The sequence below is a fragment of the Streptomyces sp. AC602_WCS936 genome (assembly GCF_019049125.1).
GTDB lineage: Bacteria > Actinomycetota > Actinomycetes > Streptomycetales > Streptomycetaceae > Streptomyces.
In genome coordinates this window covers 326916-343105 of sequence record NZ_JAGMUF010000090.1, presented here as the reverse complement: position 1 = coordinate 343105, position 16190 = coordinate 326916, and the positions used below count along the sequence as shown (strand labels likewise).

Here is a 16190-nt window from a genome sequence, read left to right as displayed (position 1 = left end):
GTACGGACACCTCTCCCGGTACGGCAGAATTTCGGGCATGGGGATAGTCGCCGGGTTGGACAGTTCGCCCGATTTCACTCGTATCGTCGTCTGCGATTCGGACACCGGTGCCGTGCTGCGGCAGGGCTACGCGCCTCATCCGGTGGAGAGCCCCGAGGGCGGGGGCCGGCCCGCCGACGTCGATCCGCAGGCCTGGCTGCTGTCCCTGGGCGAGGCGGCCGGTGGCGGCCTGCTGGAGGGCGTGCAGGCCATCGGCGTGTCCGCGCAGGCGAACTCGGTCGTGCCGCTGGACGCACAGGGCAACACGGTGCGCCCGGCCATGGTGGGCGGCGACAAGCGCTCGCAGGTGGCGGCGGCCGACCTGATCGACGCCTTCGGCGGGCGCGAGGCGTGGGCGCAGGCCGTGGGCTGCGTCCCGCAGGCCGCGCAGGCGGTGACCAAGCTGCGCTGGCTGGCGCGCAGCGAGCCGGAGGCCGCCGCGCGGACCGCGGCCCTGCTCCAGGCCCACGACTGGTTGGTGTGGCAGCTGCTCGGGCGGCCGGCGCGGCGGACCACCGACCGGGGCGGGGCGTCCGGCACCGGATACTGGTCGGCGGCGACCGGCGGGTACCGGCCCGACCTGGTCGAGCTGGCGCTCGGGCACCAGGCGATGCTGCCGGAGGTGATCGGCCCCGCCGACGCGGCCGGTACGACGCCGGAGGGGCTGCTGATCTCCGCCGGAACCGGCGAGACCCAGGCCGCCGCCTTCGGGCTCGGCATCGGGCTGGGCGACGCGGTGGTGTCGCTGGGCGCCTCCGGGTCCGTGATGGCCGTGCACACCGAGCCGCTCGTCGACCAGTCCGGGATGATCACCGCCCTCGCGGACGCCACCGGCATGCACCTGCCCGTCGTCACCACCCTGAACGCCGTACGGACCCTGCGCGGCACCGCCGAACTGCTCGGCGCGGCGGACCTGGAGAGCCTGTCCGAGCTGGCGATGAAGTCGACGCCGGGCGCGCACGGGCTGGTGCTGCTGCCCTACCTGGAGGGCGAGCGCACGCCGAACCTGCCGCACACCGCCGGGACGCTGGCGGGGCTGCGACGCGAGTCGATGAAGCCGGAGCACCTGGCGCGGGCCGCGTTCGAGGGGATGCTGTGCGGTCTCGCGGACGCCCTGGACGTGCTGCGCGGCCGAGGTGTGGACGTGCGGCGGGTCTTCCTGCTGGGCGCGGCGGCCGAGCTGCCGGCCGTGCAGGCGGCGGCGCCCATGCTGTTCGGGACGCAGGTCGTCGTGCCGCAGCCCGCCGACTACGCCGCGATCGGCTCGGCCCGGCAGGCGGCCTGGGCGCTGGGCGTGTCCCAGGGCACGCTGGACCCGCGCACTCCCCCGGTCTGGCAGGGCGCGGTGGCCCAGGTGCTGGAGCCGGGCGAGGAGCTGGCGGTGGGGCAGGCGGTGCGGCAGCAGTTCGTGTCGGTGCGGGAGCAGACGCACCCGGGGGCGCTGCACGGGTGAACCGGAGGGTCCGGTACCGCTCGTAGGCCGGAATTTGCCGCGCTCTTGGGTTAATTCGGTTGAGGTAACGCGGGTGGAGTGTTCGACGATAGGGGCCAGGGGCAACCAACCGGCCCCGCCGCCGACTCCGAGAGACCCAGCGTGCTCATACGACTCCTGCGGGCCTACCTCAGGCCCTACCGGAAACCCATCGCCCTGCTGGTGGCGCTGCAGTTCGTGCAGACCTGCGCCAGCCTCTACCTGCCGACGCTGAACGCCGACATCATCGACAACGGTGTCGTCAAGGGCGACACCGGCTACATCCTGGGCTACGGCGCCCTCATGATCGCCATCTCGCTGGTGCAGGTGGTGGGCAACGTCGGTGCCGTCTACTTCGGTGCCCGCACCGCCGCCGCGCTCGGCCGGGACGTGCGCGGTGCCGTCTTCGACCGGGTGCAGTCCTTCTCGGCCCGCGAGGTCGGCGGCTTCGGCGCGCCCTCGCTGATCACCCGGACCACCAACGACGTGCAGCAGGTCCAGATGCTGGCCCTGATGACGTTCACGCTGATGGTGTCGGCGCCGATCATGTGCGTGGGCGGCATCGTGATGGCCCTCGGCCTCGACGTGCCGCTGTCCGGGGTACTGGTCGGGGTCGTGCCGGTGCTGGCGATCTGCGTCACGCTGATCGTGCGCAGGCTGCGCCCGCTGTTCCGGGCCATGCAGAAGCGCCTGGACACGGTGAACCGGGTGCTGCGCGAGCAGATCACCGGCAACCGCGTCATCCGGGCCTTCGTGCGCGACGAGTACGAGCAGCAGCGCTTCCGGAAGGCCAACGCCGACCTCACCGAGGTGTCCCTCGGCGCGGGCAATCTGCTCGCGCTGATGTTCCCGGTGGTCATGACGGTGGTGAACCTGTCGTCGATCGCGGTGGTGTGGTTCGGCGCCCACCGGATCGCGAGCGGCGGGATGCAGATCGGCGACCTGACCGCGTTCCTCGCCTACCTGATGCAGATCGTCATGTCCGTGATGATGGCCACCTTCATGTTCATGATGGTGCCGCGCGCCGAGGTGTGCGCCGAGCGCATCCAGGAGGTCCTGGGCACGGAGAGCAGCGTGGTGCCCCCGTCGGCGCCGGTCACCGAGCTGCGGCGGCACGGGCACCTGGAGGTCCGGGGGGCCGGTTTCCGCTTCCCGGGGGCCGAGGAGCCGGTGCTCAGGAACATCGAGCTGGTGGCCCGGCCGGGCGAGACGACCGCCGTCATCGGCTCGACCGGCAGCGGCAAGTCCACCCTGCTGAGCCTGGTGCCCCGGCTGGTCGACGCCACCGAGGGCGAGGTGCTGGTCGACGGGGTGGACGTACGGGCGCTCGACCCGAAGATGCTGGCCAGGGTCGTGGGACTGGTGCCGCAGAAGCCGTACCTCTTCGCGGGCACCGTCGCCACCAACCTGCGCTACGGCAATCCGGACGCCACCGACGAGGAGCTGTGGCACGCGCTGGACGTGGCGCAGGCCAGGGAGTTCGTGTCCGCGCTGGAGGGCGGGCTGGACGCGCCGATCTCGCAGGGCGGCACCAACGTGTCGGGCGGCCAGCGGCAGCGGCTCGCCATCGCCCGCACGCTGGTGCAGCGCCCGGAGATCTACCTCTTCGACGACTCCTTCTCCGCCCTCGACTACGCGACCGACGCGGCGCTGCGGGCCGAACTGGGCCGGGAGACGGCGGAGGCGACCGTGGTGATCGTGGCGCAGCGAGTGGCGACCATCAGGGAGGCGGACCGGATCATCGTGCTGGACGAGGGCCGGGTGGTCGGCGTCGGCCGGCACCACGAGCTGATGGCGGACAACGAGACCTACCGGGAGATCGTGCTCTCCCAGCTCACGGAAGCGGAGGCTGCCTGATGGCGGGGCCTGCGGGTCGCATGATGGCCGGGGGCGGCCCGGACCAGCGTTCGATGGACTTCAAGGGGTCGGGCAAACGGCTGATCGCCCAGTTCCGGCCGGAGCGGGCGACCCTGTTCACGCTGCTGGCGTGCGTGGTCGTCAGCGTCGGCCTCAGCGTGGTCGGGCCGAAGATCCTCGGCCGGGCCACCGACCTGATCTTCGCGGGCATCGTCGGGCGGGACATGCCGGCCGGGGCCACGAAGGAACAGGTCCTGGAGTCGATGCGGGAGCGCGGTGACGGCAACGTCGCCGACATGCTCCGCAGCACCGACTTCACGCCGGGCCAGGGCATCGACTTCGGCGCGGTGGGCGAGGTGCTGCTGCTGGCGCTCGCGGTGTTCGGCGCGGCGGGGCTGCTGATGGCGGTGGCGACGCGGCTGGTGAACCGGGCGGTGAACCGCACGATGTTCCGGCTGCGCGAGGACGTGCAGACGAAGCTGTCGCGGCTGCCGCTGTCGTACTTCGACAAGCGGCAGCGCGGCGAGGTGCTGAGCCGGGCCACCAACGACATCGACAACATCCAGCAGACCCTGCAGCAGTCGATGGGCCAGCTCATCAACTCGCTGCTGACGATCATCGGCGTGCTGGCGATGATGTTCTACGTCTCCTGGATCCTGGCGCTGGTGGCGCTGGTGACGGTGCCGCTGTCGTTCGTGGTGGCCACGCGGGTGGGCAAGCGGTCGCAGCCGCAGTTCGTGCAGCAGTGGCGCTCGACGGGCACGCTGAACGCGCACATCGAGGAGATGTACACGGGGCACACGCTGGTGAAGGTGTTCGGGCGGCAGGAGGAGTCGGCGAAGCAGTTCGCCGAGCAGAACGAGGCGCTGTACGAGGCGGGGTTCAAGGCGCAGTTCAACAGCGGGATCATGCAGCCGCTGATGATGTTCGTGTCCAACCTGAACTACGTGCTGGTCGCGGTGGTCGGCGGCCTGCGGGTGGCCTCCGGCACCCTGTCCATCGGTGACGTGCAGGCCTTCATCCAGTACTCCCGGCAGTTCTCGATGCCGCTGACGCAGGTCGCGTCGATGGCGAACCTGGTGCAGTCGGGCGTGGCGTCGGCGGAGCGGGTCTTCGAGCTGCTGGACGCCGAGGAGCAGTCGGCGGACCCGATCCCGGGCGTCCGGCCCGAGGACCTGCGCGGGCGGGTGGAGCTGGAGCACGTGTCGTTCCGCTACGACCCCGAGAAGCCGCTGATCGAGGACCTGTCGCTGAAGGTGGAGCCGGGCCACACGGTCGCCATCGTCGGCCCCACGGGCGCCGGCAAGACCACCCTGGTCAACCTGCTGATGCGGTTCTACGAGGTCTCCGGCGGCCGGATCACCCTGGACGGCGTGGACATCGCCAAGATGTCCCGGGACGAGCTGCGCTCCGGCATCGGCATGGTGCTCCAGGACACCTGGCTGTTCGGCGGCACCATCGCGGAGAACATCGCGTACGGGGCGGCGCGGAAGGTGACGCGCGGGGAGATCGAGGAGGCGGCACGGGCCGCGCACGCCGACCGGTTCGTGCGGACGCTGCCCGACGGCTACGACACGGTGATCGACGACGAGGGCACGGGGGTGAGCGCGGGCGAGAAGCAGCTGATCACGATCGCGCGGGCATTCCTGTCCGACCCGGTGATCCTGGTCCTGGACGAGGCGACCTCGTCGGTGGACACCCGTACCGAGGTGCTGATCCAGAAGGCGATGGCCAAGCTGGCGCACGGGCGGACGTCCTTCGTCATCGCGCACCGGCTGTCGACGATCCGCGACGCCGACGTGATCTTGGTGATGGAGAATGGGTCCATCATCGAGCAGGGCACGCACGGTGACCTGCTGGCGGCCGGCGGCGGGTACGCGCGCCTGTACGCGGCGCAGTTCGCGCAGGCGGTCGCCGAGGTCGACTGACCGGGCGGCCACGGACACGAGGGGGAACGGGACGATGACGGACGACGGCAAGGCTGCGGGTACGGACGGGACGGGTGGCGGCATCAGGTACCGGACGGGCGCGGGGCTGGGCCTTTGCCTGCCGATCGGTGTGGCGCTGGGCATCAGCCTCGGGCAGCTGGGCGGCAACCCGGGGATGGGCGTCGGACTCGGGGCCGGGTGCGGCGTGGCGATCGGCGCCGGTATCGACGCCTGGAAGCGGCGGGAGACGGCGGGCCCGGACGAAGCCTGACCGGGCCGCCCCCGGTCCCGGTCTCGGTCCCGGTCCCGGTCGAGGTTCCGCCTCAGTCGAGGTACCCGCGCAGCTGGTCCGCGTAGGCGTGGTCCCGGAGCTTGTTGAGCGTCTTGGACTCGATCTGGCGGATCCGCTCGCGGGTGACCCCGAAGATGCGGCCTATCTCCTCCAGCGTGCGGGGCCGGCCGTCGACCAGGCCGTACCGGAGCTGGACGACCTTGCGCTCGCGTTCGCCGAGAGTGGAGAGCACCGCCTCCAGGTGCTGGCGCAGCAGCAGGAACGCGGCGGACTCGACGGGGCTGGCGGCGTCGCCGTCCTCGATGAGGTCGCCGAGGGCGACGTCGTCCTCCTCCCCCACCGGGGCGTGCAGCGAGACCGGCTCCTGGGCGAGGCGCAGCACCTCGCCGACCCGTTCGGGGGCCAGGTCCAGGTGGGCGGCGACCTCCTTCGGCGTCGGCTCATAGCCGCGTTCCTGAAGCATGCGGCGCTGGACGCGGACCACCCGGTTGATCAGTTCCACGACGTGGACGGGGACGCGGATGGTGCGCGCCTGGTCGGCCAGCGCCCGCGACATGGCCTGGCGGATCCACCAGGTGGCGTAGGTGGAGAACTTGAAGCCGCGGGCGTAGTCGAACTTCTCCACGGCCCGGATCAGCCCCAGGTTCCCCTCCTGGACCAGGTCCAGCATGGTCAGTCCGCGTCCGACGTACCGCTTGGCCACCGACACCACGAGCCGCAGGTTCGCCTCGATCAGGCGGCGCTTGGCCAGGCGCCCCATGACGACGAGCCGGTCGAGGTCCAGGGCGAGCCGACTGTCCAGGTCGGGGGTGAGCCGCAGCTTCTCCTCGGCGAACAGCCCGGCCTCCACCCGCCGGGCGAGGTCGACCTCCTCGGCGGCGCTGAGCAGTGGGATCCGGCCGATCTCCCGCAGGTACTGGCGGAACAGGTCGGAGGAGGGCCCGCCGCTCTCCGTGCGGGTGGGCGGCGGCGGTTCGACGGACACGACGGCGTCGACGGACGCGTCCTCCTCGACGGGCCGGTCGTCGGGGTGGTGCACGGCACGGGGCTGCTGCGGCATCGCGACGAGGACACCGCCGGCCGCGTCCGGCTCCGCGCCGTCGGTACTGGTGTCGGTCTGGGTGAGGGTCTGGGTCTGCACGGGGGCGACCTCCAGGATGGACGCGGCCGGCGGGGGCCGGCGGCGGTACTTCGGGGACGGAGCCGGCTCGCACGCCGCTGTCCGCCCCGTACGCGTGGGACGGAACCGCGGGGATCGGGGGACCCGGCCGCGCTCCGAGGACTCAGGCACCGCCCCCAGTGTGGGGTACGACACATCGCCGCCACGAGGGGCGTGCGGTGACTTTTTGCGTCCGGGGCGTGACCGGGCGGTTACCCGGGGGCGTTCAGAGCGCCGCGGCGCCGTGTTCGCGCAGGGTCTGGTCGTACTGCTGGAGGACCCAGAGCTCGTTCTGCACGGCGGCCAGTTCGGCGGGGTCGCCGTGGCCGGTGAGGCGGGTGAGGCGGCCCGTGATGTCGCGGATGCGGCGTTCGACGGCGCGGCGGCGGACGGTGACCAGCTGGGCGCCCGCGTAGACCTCGTCGACGTCCTTGACGCCCCGGTGCAGCATGATCGCCTCGACGGCCAGCTCGGTGACCGTCGCGCGGACGGTGTCGTCCGGGGCGGCGTCGCGGACGCGGACCAGGTAGTCCTGCGGGTCCTGGACGCCGAACTCGGCGCCGCCCGCCTCCAGGATCGCCTGGCGTACGGCGGCGTAGGGCGCGGCGGTGAACTCGTCCACGCCGTACGCGTCGAAGGCCGGGGAGACCAGCTCGGGGCGCTGGAGGGCGAGCTTGAGCAGTTCGCGTTCGGTGGCGAAGACGGGGTTGCGGAGGTTGAGGGCCGGGCCGCCCGCGCGGGGGCCGGTGGCGGCGGGGGGCGCGTACGCCTGCGGACCGCCGCCGTTGCCGTGCTGCTGCCGGCGGTCGGGGTCGGGGCCCTTGCCGCCGCGGTCGCGGGCCCAGCGGGCGAGCTGGGCGATCCGCTTGACCACGAACTGGGTGTCGAGAATGCCGAGCATGCCGGCGAGCTGCACGGCGACCTCGTGCTGGGCGCCGCTGTTCTTGATGCGGGCGACGACCGGGGCGGCCTCGTCCAGGGCGGCGGCGCGGCCGGCCGGGGTGTCCAGGTCGTAGCGGCTCACGATCTGGCGGAGCGCGAACTCGAAGAGCGGGGTGCGCGGCTCCACCAGGTCGGCGACCGCGTCGTCGCCCTTGGCCAGGCGCAGGTCGCAGGGGTCCATGCCGTCGGGGGCGATGGCGATGTACGTCTCGGCGGCGAACTTCTGGTCGTCCTCGAAGGCGCGCAGGGCCGCCTTCTGGCCGGCCGCGTCGCCGTCGAAGGTGAAGATCACGCGGGCCGAGCCGTTGTCCATCAGCAGCCGGCGCAGGATCTTGATGTGGTCGCCGCCGAAGGCGGTGCCGCAGGTCGCGATGGCGGTCGTCACCCCGGCGAGGTGGCAGGCCATGACGTCGGTGTAGCCCTCGACGACGACGGCGCGGGACGCCTTCGCGATGTCCTTCTTCGCCAGGTCGATGCCGTACAGGACCTGGGACTTGCGGTAGATCGGGGTCTCGGGGGTGTTCAGGTACTTCGGGCCGTTGTCCGCCTCGTAGAGCTTCCGGGCGCCGAAGCCGACGACGTCGCCGCCGATGTCGCGGATGGGCCACATCAGCCGGCCGCGGAAGCGGTCGATGGGGCCGCGGCGGCCCTCCTGGGAGAGCCCGGAGAGCAGCAGCTCCTTGTCGCTGAAGCCCTTGCCGCGCAGGAAGCGGGTGAGGTGGTCCCAGCCCTGGGGGCTGTAGCCGACGGAGAAGTGCTCGGCGGCGGCCTGGTCGAAGCCGCGGTCGGCGAGGAAGGCGCGGCCGGTGTCCGCCTCGGGGCTGGTCGCCAGCTGCTCCGCGTACCACTGGGCGGCGATCTTGTGGGCCTCGACCAGGCGGATGCGTTCGCCGCGCTGGTGGGTCGGGTTGTACCCGCCCTCCTCGTAACGCAGGGTGATGCCCGCCTGGCCGGCCAGGCGCTCGACCGCCTCCGAGAAGGTGAGGTGGTCGATCTTCATCACGAACGTGATGGTGTCGCCGCCCTCCTGGCAGCCGAAGCAGTGGAAGAGACCCTTGCTCGGGCTGACCTGGAAGGACGGGGACTTCTCGTCGTGGAACGGGCACAGCCCCTTCAGGTTGCCGCCGCCCGCGCCTCGCAGCTGGAGGTACTCCGAGACGACGGCGTCGATCGGGACCGCGTCCCGTACCGCCTTCACGTCCTCGTCGTTGATCCGTCCTGCCACGCGTGAATTCTACGGGGACGGTCCGACAGTCACGGGACGAGGCTGTCCAGAGCGATGTGCGGGTCGGCCAGCGCCTCCGTGTCCACCTGGGCCTTCGAGCGGATCAGCTGCTGGATCGGCTCCGTGACGTCCCACACGTTGACGTTCATCCCGGCCAGCACCCGGCCCTCCTTCACCCAGAAGGCGATGAACTCGCGCTTGGCCGCGTCCCCGCGGATCACCACCTGGTCGTAGGAGCCGGGCGGCGCCCAGCCGGAGTACTCCATGCCCAGGTCGTACTGGTCGGTGAAGAAGTAGGGCACGCGGTCGTGGGCCGGTCCCCTGCCGAGCATCGCGCGGGCGGCCGCCGGGCCGCCGTTCAGGGCGCCCGCCCAGTGCTCGACGCGCAGGCGGGTGTCGAAGAGGGCGTGGTGGAAGGATGCGACGTCACCGGCGGCGTGGATGTCGGGGTCGGAGGTGCGCAGGTCCGCGTCGACGACGATGCCGCCGCCGGCCGCGCGGTCGGCGATCTCCAGGCCCGCCGCCTGGGCCAGCGCGGTGCGCGGGGCGGCGCCGATCGCGGCGAGCACGTCGTGCGCGGGGTGCTCCTCGCCGTCGTCGGTGCGGGCGGCCAGCACCATGCCGTCCTGGCCGACGATCTCGGTCAGCCGCACGCCGAAGCGGAAGCGGACGCCGTGCGCCTCGTGCAGTTCGGCGAAGACGGAGCCCAGCTCGGGGCCGAGGACGCCGTGCAGCGGGGTCGGGCCGGGCTCCACGACCGTCACCTCCGCCCCGTACTCGCGGGCCGCCGCCGCGACCTCCAGGCCGATCCAGCCGGCGCCGGCGATCACGAGGTGGCCGTTGTCCCGGCCGAGGGAGGCGAGGACGCCCTTGAGGCGCTCGGCGTGGGCGAGGCGGCGCAGGTGGTGGACGCCCGCGAGGCCGGTGCCGGGGACGTCGAGGCGGCGGGGCTCGGCGCCGGTCGCGATGAGCAGCTTGTCGTACCTGACGTGGGTGCCGTCGTCGCCGTAGTGGACGGTCTTGGCGGCACGGTCGACGGCGTCGACGGTCTGGCCGAGGTGCAGCTCGATGTCGTGCCGCGCGTACCAGGCGGGCTCGTGGACGAAGACGCTGTCGCGTTCCTCCTTGCCGAGGAGAAAACCCTTGGACAGCGGCGGGCGCTCGTAGGGGTGGTCGCGTTCGTCGCAGATGAGGATCACCCGGCCGCTGAACCCCTCCGAGCGGAGTGTCTCGGCCGCCTTCGCGCCGGCCAGGCCGCCTCCGACGATGACGAATGTCTGATCCGCGTCGACCACTTGTCTGCCTCCTCGTCAGGGTGCCGCCACATGCGAGCGTCCCGCACGTGGCGTGGCGCGGGAAGAGGGAGTGACCCGATCAGGCCACCCGGGGCGCTGTTCCCGGCGCTCCCGGCCCGTCGGGTCACTCCTGTCCCGCCAGTCTCATGGATGCCCCGTCAGGCGGGCGTGAAGCGAGCGGGCCGAGGCGTCGGTGAGCGAGGCGATCTGGTCGACGATCACCCGTTTGCGGGCGCGGTCGTCGGCGGCCGTGTCGAACAGGGCACGGAACTGGGGGTCGAGCCCGTCCGGGGCGCGGGCGGTGAGCGCCTCGGCCAGCTCGGCGACGACGACGCGCTGGTCGGCGCGGAGCCGCTCCTGCTCGGTGCGCTGCATGACGTACCGGAAGGCGACCGCCTTGAGGACGGCGCACTCCATGCGGGTCGCGCGGGGGACCACGAGTTCCGCCGTGTACCGGGTCAGCCGGCCGCCGCCGTACGCGGCCCGGGTGGCGGTCTCGGCGGCGAGGCAGAAGCGGCCGATGAGCTGGCTGGTGGCGTCCTTCAGCCGGGCCTGGGCGACGGCCGAGCCGTCGTAGCCGTGCGGCCACCAGTCCTGGGCGAGGAGGCGGTCGAGGGCGGCGGCGAGTTCGGCGTGGTCGGTGCCGTCCGGGACGTACCGCCCGACGGCCGCGTCGAAGACCGCCTCCCGCTCGGGGTCGGCGAGCAGGCAGTTCGGGTCGATGTGGCCGGCGTGCAGGCCGTCCTCGACGTCGTGCACGGAGTACGCCACGTCGTCGGCCCAGTCCATGACCTGCGCCTCGAAGCAGGTGCGGGCGCCGGGGGCGTCGGCGCGGAGCCATGCGAAGACGGGCCGGTCGTCGTCGTAGACGCCGAACTTGGGGGACGCCGGTGCGGTGGGGTGGGCGCCGCGGGGCCAGGGGTACTTGGTGGCGGCGTCGAGGGTGGCGCGGGTGAGGTTGAGGCCGACGGAGCCGGCCTCGGTGAACCGCTTGGGCTCGATGCGGGTGAGGAGCCGCAGCGACTGGGCGTTGCCCTCGAAGCCGCCGCAGTCCTCGGCGAAGTCGTTCAGCGCCTGTTCGCCGTTGTGGCCGAAGGGCGGGTGGCCCAGGTCGTGGGCGAGGCAGGCGGCCTCGACGAGGTCGGGGTCGCAGCCGAGGGCGGCGCCGAGCTCGCGGCCGACCTGGGCGCACTCCAGGGAGTGGGTGAGGCGGGTGCGGGGGCTGGCGTCCCACATGGGGTTGCCCTCCCCCGGCGCGACGACCTGGGTCTTTCCGGCGAGGCGGCGCAGGGCGGCGGAGTGCAGGATGCGGGCGCGGTCGCGTTGGAAGGCGGTGCGGCCGGGGCGTTTGTCGGGTTCGGGGGCGTAGCGGGCCACTGACGTGGGGTCGTACGAGGGTGGGGTGCCTGTGCCTTCCATGCCATGAACATTAAGCGGAAGGTGTGACAGTTGGGGCGGCCCTACGTGTGCCGGGTGAGGTTGTCGGGTCAGTGCAGGACCGGTTGTGGCTGGTCGCGCAGTTCCCCGCGCCCCTAGGGAGTCGCGGTTGCCCGGCGTATCGAGGCACCGCCCGGGTTCGATTCCATCGCCTCGTCGTAGCGGTGGAGGAGGAGACGGGCCATCGCCGGGTGGGTGCCCAGCGGGGTCGACGCGATCCACGGGGCCGCTGTCGCGCACTCGGTCGCGAAGCGGCCCGGGGCCGTGAAGTACGAGGCGACGGCGACGTTGCGGTAGCCGCGGGCGGTCAGCACGCGTACGGCCTCCGGGACCGTCGGGGCCGCCGCCGAGGCGTACGCCGGGAGCACCGGGACACCGAGGCGGGCGGACAGGAGTCTTGCCGTGCGGTCCGTGTCGGTCCTGGAGTCCGGGTCGCGGGAGCCCGCCGCGGCGAGGACGACGGCGGCGTCCCGCGGGGCGTGCAGGGGCCAGCCTGCCTCCAGGAGGTTGTCGTGCAGGGCGTCCACGAGGAAAGGGTGCGGGCCTAGCGGGGCGGCCACGCGGGTGCGGGCCGGGGAGGCCGCGGCCATCTCCGGGATGTCCCGTTTCACGTGGTGGCCGCGGCTGAGGAGGAGCGGGACGAGGACGGCATCCCCGTCGCCGAGGGCGGTGAGCGTGTCGGGCAGCAGGGGCTCGTTCAGTTCGATGTGACCGAGGTGCACCGGCAGGGCGGGGCGCAGGGCGCGGGCCCGGTCGAGCAGGGCCCGTACGGTGCTCAGGGCGCGCGGGTCGCGGCTGCCGTGGGCGACGACGACCAGGGCGGGGGTGCCGCCGGGGGTCGCTGTGTCCCTCTTGCTCATCACTGTCGTCGCCGTCATGCACCGAGGGTGGCGGGCGGACGTTGCCTCCCCGTTGCGCGGATGTCACGGGTGTTTTCCGGCGGTTCACGCGGCGCCGGGCGGTACGTGTGAGCGGCGGGTGAACCGGCGGACGCCCCCGGGCGTCCCTGGGGTCAGGGGACGATCAGGGAGGGGACCGACACCGATGCGCCGCTGGAGACCTCGCAGACCGCGCCTTCCGCGCACCCGGAAGGGGCAGCGGCGGCTGGTGCGGGCGGTGGCGGCCGGGTGCGTGCTGGCGCTGCTGCCGGGCGCGTGGCTGCGCGTCGTGACGGAGGACCGGCTGCGCACCACCGCCGACGTGCCCCGCACCGACGTCGCGGTCGTGTTCGGCGCGGGGCTGTGGGACGGGGAGCCATCGCCGTACCTCGCGCACCGGCTGGACGCGGCGGCGGAGCTGTACCGCGCGGGCCGGGTCGAGGTGGTGCTCGTCACCGGGGACAACAGCCGCGAGGAGTACGACGAGCCGGACGCCATGCGCGCGTACCTGGTCCGGCACGGGGTGCCCGACCGGCGGATCGTCAGCGACTACGCGGGCTTCGACACGTGGGACTCCTGCATACGCGCGAAGAAGATCTTCGGTGTCGACCGGGCGGTGCTGATCAGCCAGGACTTCCACATCCGGCGGGCGGTCGCACTGTGCCAGGAGGCCGGGGTGGCGTCGTACGGCGTCGGGGTCGAGGAGGTGCGCGACGTGACCTGGTACTACGGGGGCGCCCGGGAGGTCTTGGCGGCGGGAAAGGCGGCGCTCGACGCGGTGTTCGAGCCCGAGCCGCGGTTCCTGGGGCCCGAGGAGCCGGGCGTGGCACGGGCGTTGAGCACCCCCGGCTGAGGGCGAATGACTGAGCGGACGGATCAGGGCATTCCGGTCCCGACGGGTTTGTCGTGTGCGCTTCACTCAGCAGCGTGAAACAAGCCCTTGAGCACTCTCAGTACGCGCATGACTACGCGTAGCTTCGTCGGTGCGCGGCAGCGGAAAGGGCCGACCGCCGCGCTCCTGGGGAAGGGACATTTGATGACCGGACTTCGCTCCACGTTGGTCACGGCCGTCGCCGCGGCGCTGTTCGCGCTGCCGGCGGCGGCCGGGACCGCCGCGGCCGACGACGGCGACGACGCACCGGTGATGGAGCCGGGCTGCGCCAAGCTCTACGACTACGGCTACGGCTGGGCCGACATCTACAACGCCTGCGGTCACACCATCTCCGCCAGCGTCGAGGTCGACGGGTGGGACCCGGACTGCATCCAGATCGCCCCGTACTCGATCGGGACCATCGGTCTGGAGCCGGGCGACGAGCCGTACTACGCCTACGAGTGCTGACCCTGGCCGTCCCTGAGCGGGACGGCCCGTGACGGGGCGGGAGCGGGGCCGCGGCCCTGTTCCCGCCCCTTGCCGTGCGGAGACGGGTCCGGGGGCCGGTGCCGGCAACGGCAGGCATGCACCCTCACGGCCGCCCAGGTCCGCCGGGGAGGTCACCGTCCCGGCGGCGTAACAAACGGCCGCCCGGACGCGTAACACGCGCGTCGCACGCTGGCGGCATGCAGAACACCGCCACGCCCACGCCCACGCACTGCCCGTACTGCGCGCTGCAGTGCGGGATGAATCTGACGCCCGCCGCCGACGGAACCGTCGAGGTGTCCGAGCGCGCGGACTTCCCGGTGAACCGGGGCGCGCTGTGCGGCAAGGGGCGGACGGCGCCGGCGGTGCTCTCGTCGGGCGTGCGGCTGACCTCGCCGCTGGTGCGGTCGGCCGAGGGGGTGCTCGTGCCGGCGGGCTGGGACGAGGCGCTGGGGCGGATCGCCGGGAACCTGGCCCGCACGCGGGCGGAGTACGGCGCGGACGCGCTGGGGGTGTTCGGCGGGGGCGGGCTGACCAACGAGAAGGCGTACGCGCTGGGGAAGTTCGCGCGGGTGGTGCTGGGGACCTCGCAGATCGACTACAACGGGCGGTTCTGCATGTCGTCGGCCGCCGCGGCCGGCACGAAGGCGTTCGGGCTGGACCGGGGGCTGCCGTTCCCACTGGAGGACATCCCGAGGACCGGGTGCGTGATCCTCGTCGGGTCGAACCCGGCGGAGACGATGCCGCCGTCCCTGCGCTACTTCACCGAGCTGCGCGAGAACGGCGGCACGCTGATCGTCGTCGACCCGCGGCGGACGAAGACCGCGGAGCAGGCCGACCTGCACCTCGCGCCCAGGCCCGGCACGGATCTCGCGCTCGCGCTGGGCATGCTGCACCTGGTCGTCGCCGAGGGCCGGGTGGACGCGGAGTACGTCGAGGAGCGCACGGCGGGCTGGGAGGAGGCGCGGGCGGCGGCGATGGCGCACTGGCCGGAGTACGTGGAGCGGATCACGGGGGTGTCCGTGCCGGAACTGCGGGAGGCGGTGCGGCTGTTCTGCGCTCCGGACGCGGCGATGGTGCTGACCGCGCGCGGGCCCGAGCAGCAGGCCAAGGGGACGGACACGGTGGGCGCGTGGATCAACCTGTGCCTGGCGACGGGGCGGGCCGGTCGGCCGCTGTCCGGGTACGGGTGCCTGACCGGGCAGGGCAACGGGCAGGGCGGGCGCGAGCACGGGCAGAAGGCCGACCAGTTGCCGGGCTACCGCAAGCTGACCGATCCGGCGGCGCGGCGGCACGTGGCCGGGGTGTGGGGCGTGGACCCGGACTCGCTGCCGGGTCCGGGGCGCAGTGCGTACGAGCTGCTGGACGCGCTGGGAACGGACATCAGGTCGTTGCTGGTGATGGGGTCCAACCCGGTGGTGTCGGCGCCCCGCGCGGCGCACATCGAGGGGCGGCTGCGGTCCCTGGACTTCCTGGCCGTGTGCGACGTGGTGCTCTCCGAGACGGCGGCGCTCGCGGACGTGGTGCTGCCGGTGACGCAGTGGGCGGAGGAGACGGGGACGACGACCAGCCTGGAGGGGCGGGTGCTGCTGCGGCGGCGGGCGATCACGCCACCGGACGGTGTCCGCAGCGACCTGGAGGTGCTGCACGGGCTGGCCGGCCGGCTCGGGGTGGAGCAGGGCTTCCCGACCGAGCCGGAGGAGGTCTTCGAGGAACTGCGCCGGGCGAGCGCGGGGGGTCCCGCGGACTACTCCGGGATCGACTACCGGCGGCTGGCGGAGGAGGACGGGGTGTTCTGGCCGTGTCCGGCGCCCCTGGACGATGACGCCGCGTCCCACCCCGGCACCCCGCGCCTCTTCCTCGACCGTTTCGCCACCGACGACGGCCGGGCCCGGTTCGCCCCCGTCTCGCACCGGCCGAGCGCCGAGGAGCCGGACGACGAGTACCCGGTGCTGCTGACGACCGGCCGGGTCGTGGCGCAGTACCAGTCCGGGGCGCAGACCCGGCGGGTGGAGGAGCTGAACGCCGCCGCCCCCGGCCCCTTCGTGGAGCTGCACCCGCGGCTGGCGGCGCGGCTCGGGGCGGCCGACGGCGATCCGGTGGCCGTCGTGTCGCGGCGCGGGCGGGCGGTGGCACCGGCCCGCATCACCTCCGGCATCCGGCCCGACACGGTGTTCATGCCCTTCCACTGGCCGGGCGAGGGACGCGCCAACACCCTGACCAACCCGGCCCTCGACCCGACCTCGCGGATGCCGGAGTTCAAGGTGTGCGCGGTGCGGGTGGAGGCGGTGGCGGTGGCGGGGCTTTAGG

General features: G+C 72.9%; 12 protein-coding genes. 7 read left to right on the top strand and 5 right to left on the bottom strand.

Annotation, left to right across the window (positions count from 1 at the left end):
- Nucleotides 1-37 precede the first annotated feature (37 nt).
- The 4 genes from KUM03_RS26855 to KUM03_RS26840 all read left to right on the top strand — a co-directional run bounded on the left by KUM03_RS26855 (nt 38) and on the right by KUM03_RS26840 (nt 5566).
- Nucleotides 38-1492, top strand: coding sequence for an FGGY-family carbohydrate kinase (locus tag KUM03_RS26855; RefSeq protein WP_217252126.1), 1455 nt, complete (start codon nt 38-40; stop codon nt 1490-1492).
- Between the two features lie 141 nt (nt 1493-1633).
- Complete coding sequence (locus KUM03_RS26850; protein WP_217252123.1) at nt 1634-3367, top strand: ABC transporter ATP-binding protein; 1734 nt, start codon at nt 1634-1636, stop codon at nt 3365-3367.
- Nucleotides 3367-5295 carry an ABC transporter ATP-binding protein gene (locus KUM03_RS26845; RefSeq protein WP_217252121.1) on the top strand — a complete coding sequence of 643 codons (1929 nt, stop codon included), beginning with the start codon at nt 3367-3369 and terminating at the stop codon, nt 5293-5295. Before KUM03_RS26850 ends, KUM03_RS26845 begins: the two co-directional genes overlap by 1 nt.
- A 34-nt stretch (nt 5296-5329) precedes the next feature.
- Nucleotides 5330-5566, top strand: coding sequence for a hypothetical protein (locus KUM03_RS26840; RefSeq protein WP_217252118.1), 237 nt, complete (start codon nt 5330-5332; stop codon nt 5564-5566).
- Nucleotides 5567-5618: 52 nt separating this feature from the next.
- On the opposite strand, the gene KUM03_RS26835 is transcribed toward KUM03_RS26840, so the two are convergent.
- The 5 genes from KUM03_RS26835 to KUM03_RS26815 all read right to left on the bottom strand — a co-directional run bounded on the left by KUM03_RS26835 (nt 5619) and on the right by KUM03_RS26815 (nt 12523).
- Entirely contained in the window at nt 5619-6728 is a 1110-nt protein-coding gene (locus KUM03_RS26835) for an RNA polymerase sigma factor (protein WP_374225393.1), read from the bottom strand.
- Nucleotides 6729-6972: 244 nt separating this feature from the next.
- Nucleotides 6973-8913 carry a DNA primase gene (gene dnaG / locus KUM03_RS26830; RefSeq protein WP_217252116.1) on the bottom strand — a complete coding sequence of 647 codons (1941 nt, stop codon included), beginning with the start codon at nt 8911-8913 and terminating at the stop codon, nt 6973-6975.
- Nucleotides 8914-8942: 29 nt separating this feature from the next.
- Nucleotides 8943-10208: an FAD-dependent oxidoreductase gene (locus KUM03_RS26825; RefSeq protein ID WP_217252113.1), complete on the bottom strand. Its 1266-nt coding sequence runs from the start codon at nt 10206-10208 to the stop codon at nt 8943-8945.
- Between the two features lie 144 nt (nt 10209-10352).
- Nucleotides 10353-11627: a deoxyguanosinetriphosphate triphosphohydrolase gene (locus KUM03_RS26820; protein WP_217252110.1), complete on the bottom strand. Its 1275-nt coding sequence runs from the start codon at nt 11625-11627 to the stop codon at nt 10353-10355.
- 113 nt (nt 11628-11740) lie between these two features.
- The gene (locus KUM03_RS26815; RefSeq protein ID WP_217252107.1) at nt 11741-12523 is read right to left on the bottom strand and encodes a sirohydrochlorin chelatase; all 783 of its coding nucleotides are present in this window, start codon (nt 12521-12523) and stop codon (nt 11741-11743) included.
- A 166-nt stretch (nt 12524-12689) separates the two neighbouring features.
- On the opposite strand from KUM03_RS26815, the gene KUM03_RS26810 reads away from it, so the two are divergent.
- From KUM03_RS26810 to KUM03_RS26800, 3 genes are all read left to right on the top strand, one after another.
- Nucleotides 12690-13376, top strand: coding sequence for a vancomycin high temperature exclusion protein (locus tag KUM03_RS26810; RefSeq protein WP_217252105.1), 687 nt, complete (start codon nt 12690-12692; stop codon nt 13374-13376).
- Between the two features lie 183 nt (nt 13377-13559).
- The gene (locus tag KUM03_RS26805) at nt 13560-13862 is read left to right on the top strand and encodes a hypothetical protein (RefSeq protein WP_217252103.1); all 303 of its coding nucleotides are present in this window, start codon (nt 13560-13562) and stop codon (nt 13860-13862) included.
- Between the two features lie 218 nt (nt 13863-14080).
- Entirely contained in the window at nt 14081-16189 is a 2109-nt protein-coding gene (locus KUM03_RS26800) for a molybdopterin oxidoreductase family protein (protein WP_217252100.1), read from the top strand.
- Nucleotide 16190: the final 1 nt, after the last annotated feature.

What these genes read in the sequence shown, in the direction of transcription:
- KUM03_RS26855 (WP_217252126.1), top strand. Translation starts at nt 38, where the DNA reads ATGGGGATAGTCGCCGGGTTGGACAGTTCGCCCGATTTCACTCGTATC.
- KUM03_RS26845 (WP_217252121.1), top strand. Translation starts at nt 3,367, where the DNA reads ATGGCGGGGCCTGCGGGTCGCATGATGGCCGGGGGCGGCCCGGACCAG.
- KUM03_RS26840 (WP_217252118.1), top strand. Translation starts at nt 5,330, where the DNA reads ATGACGGACGACGGCAAGGCTGCGGGTACGGACGGGACGGGTGGCGGC.
- KUM03_RS26820 (WP_217252110.1), bottom strand. Translation starts at nt 11,627, where the DNA reads ATGGAAGGCACAGGCACCCCACCCTCGTACGACCCCACGTCAGTGGCC.
- KUM03_RS26815 (WP_217252107.1), bottom strand. Translation starts at nt 12,523, where the DNA reads ATGACGGCGACGACAGTGATGAGCAAGAGGGACACAGCGACCCCCGGC.
- KUM03_RS26810 (WP_217252105.1), top strand. Translation starts at nt 12,690, where the DNA reads ATGCGCCGCTGGAGACCTCGCAGACCGCGCCTTCCGCGCACCCGGAAG.
- KUM03_RS26805 (WP_217252103.1), top strand. Translation starts at nt 13,560, where the DNA reads ATGACCGGACTTCGCTCCACGTTGGTCACGGCCGTCGCCGCGGCGCTG.
- KUM03_RS26800 (WP_217252100.1), top strand. Translation starts at nt 14,081, where the DNA reads ATGCAGAACACCGCCACGCCCACGCCCACGCACTGCCCGTACTGCGCG.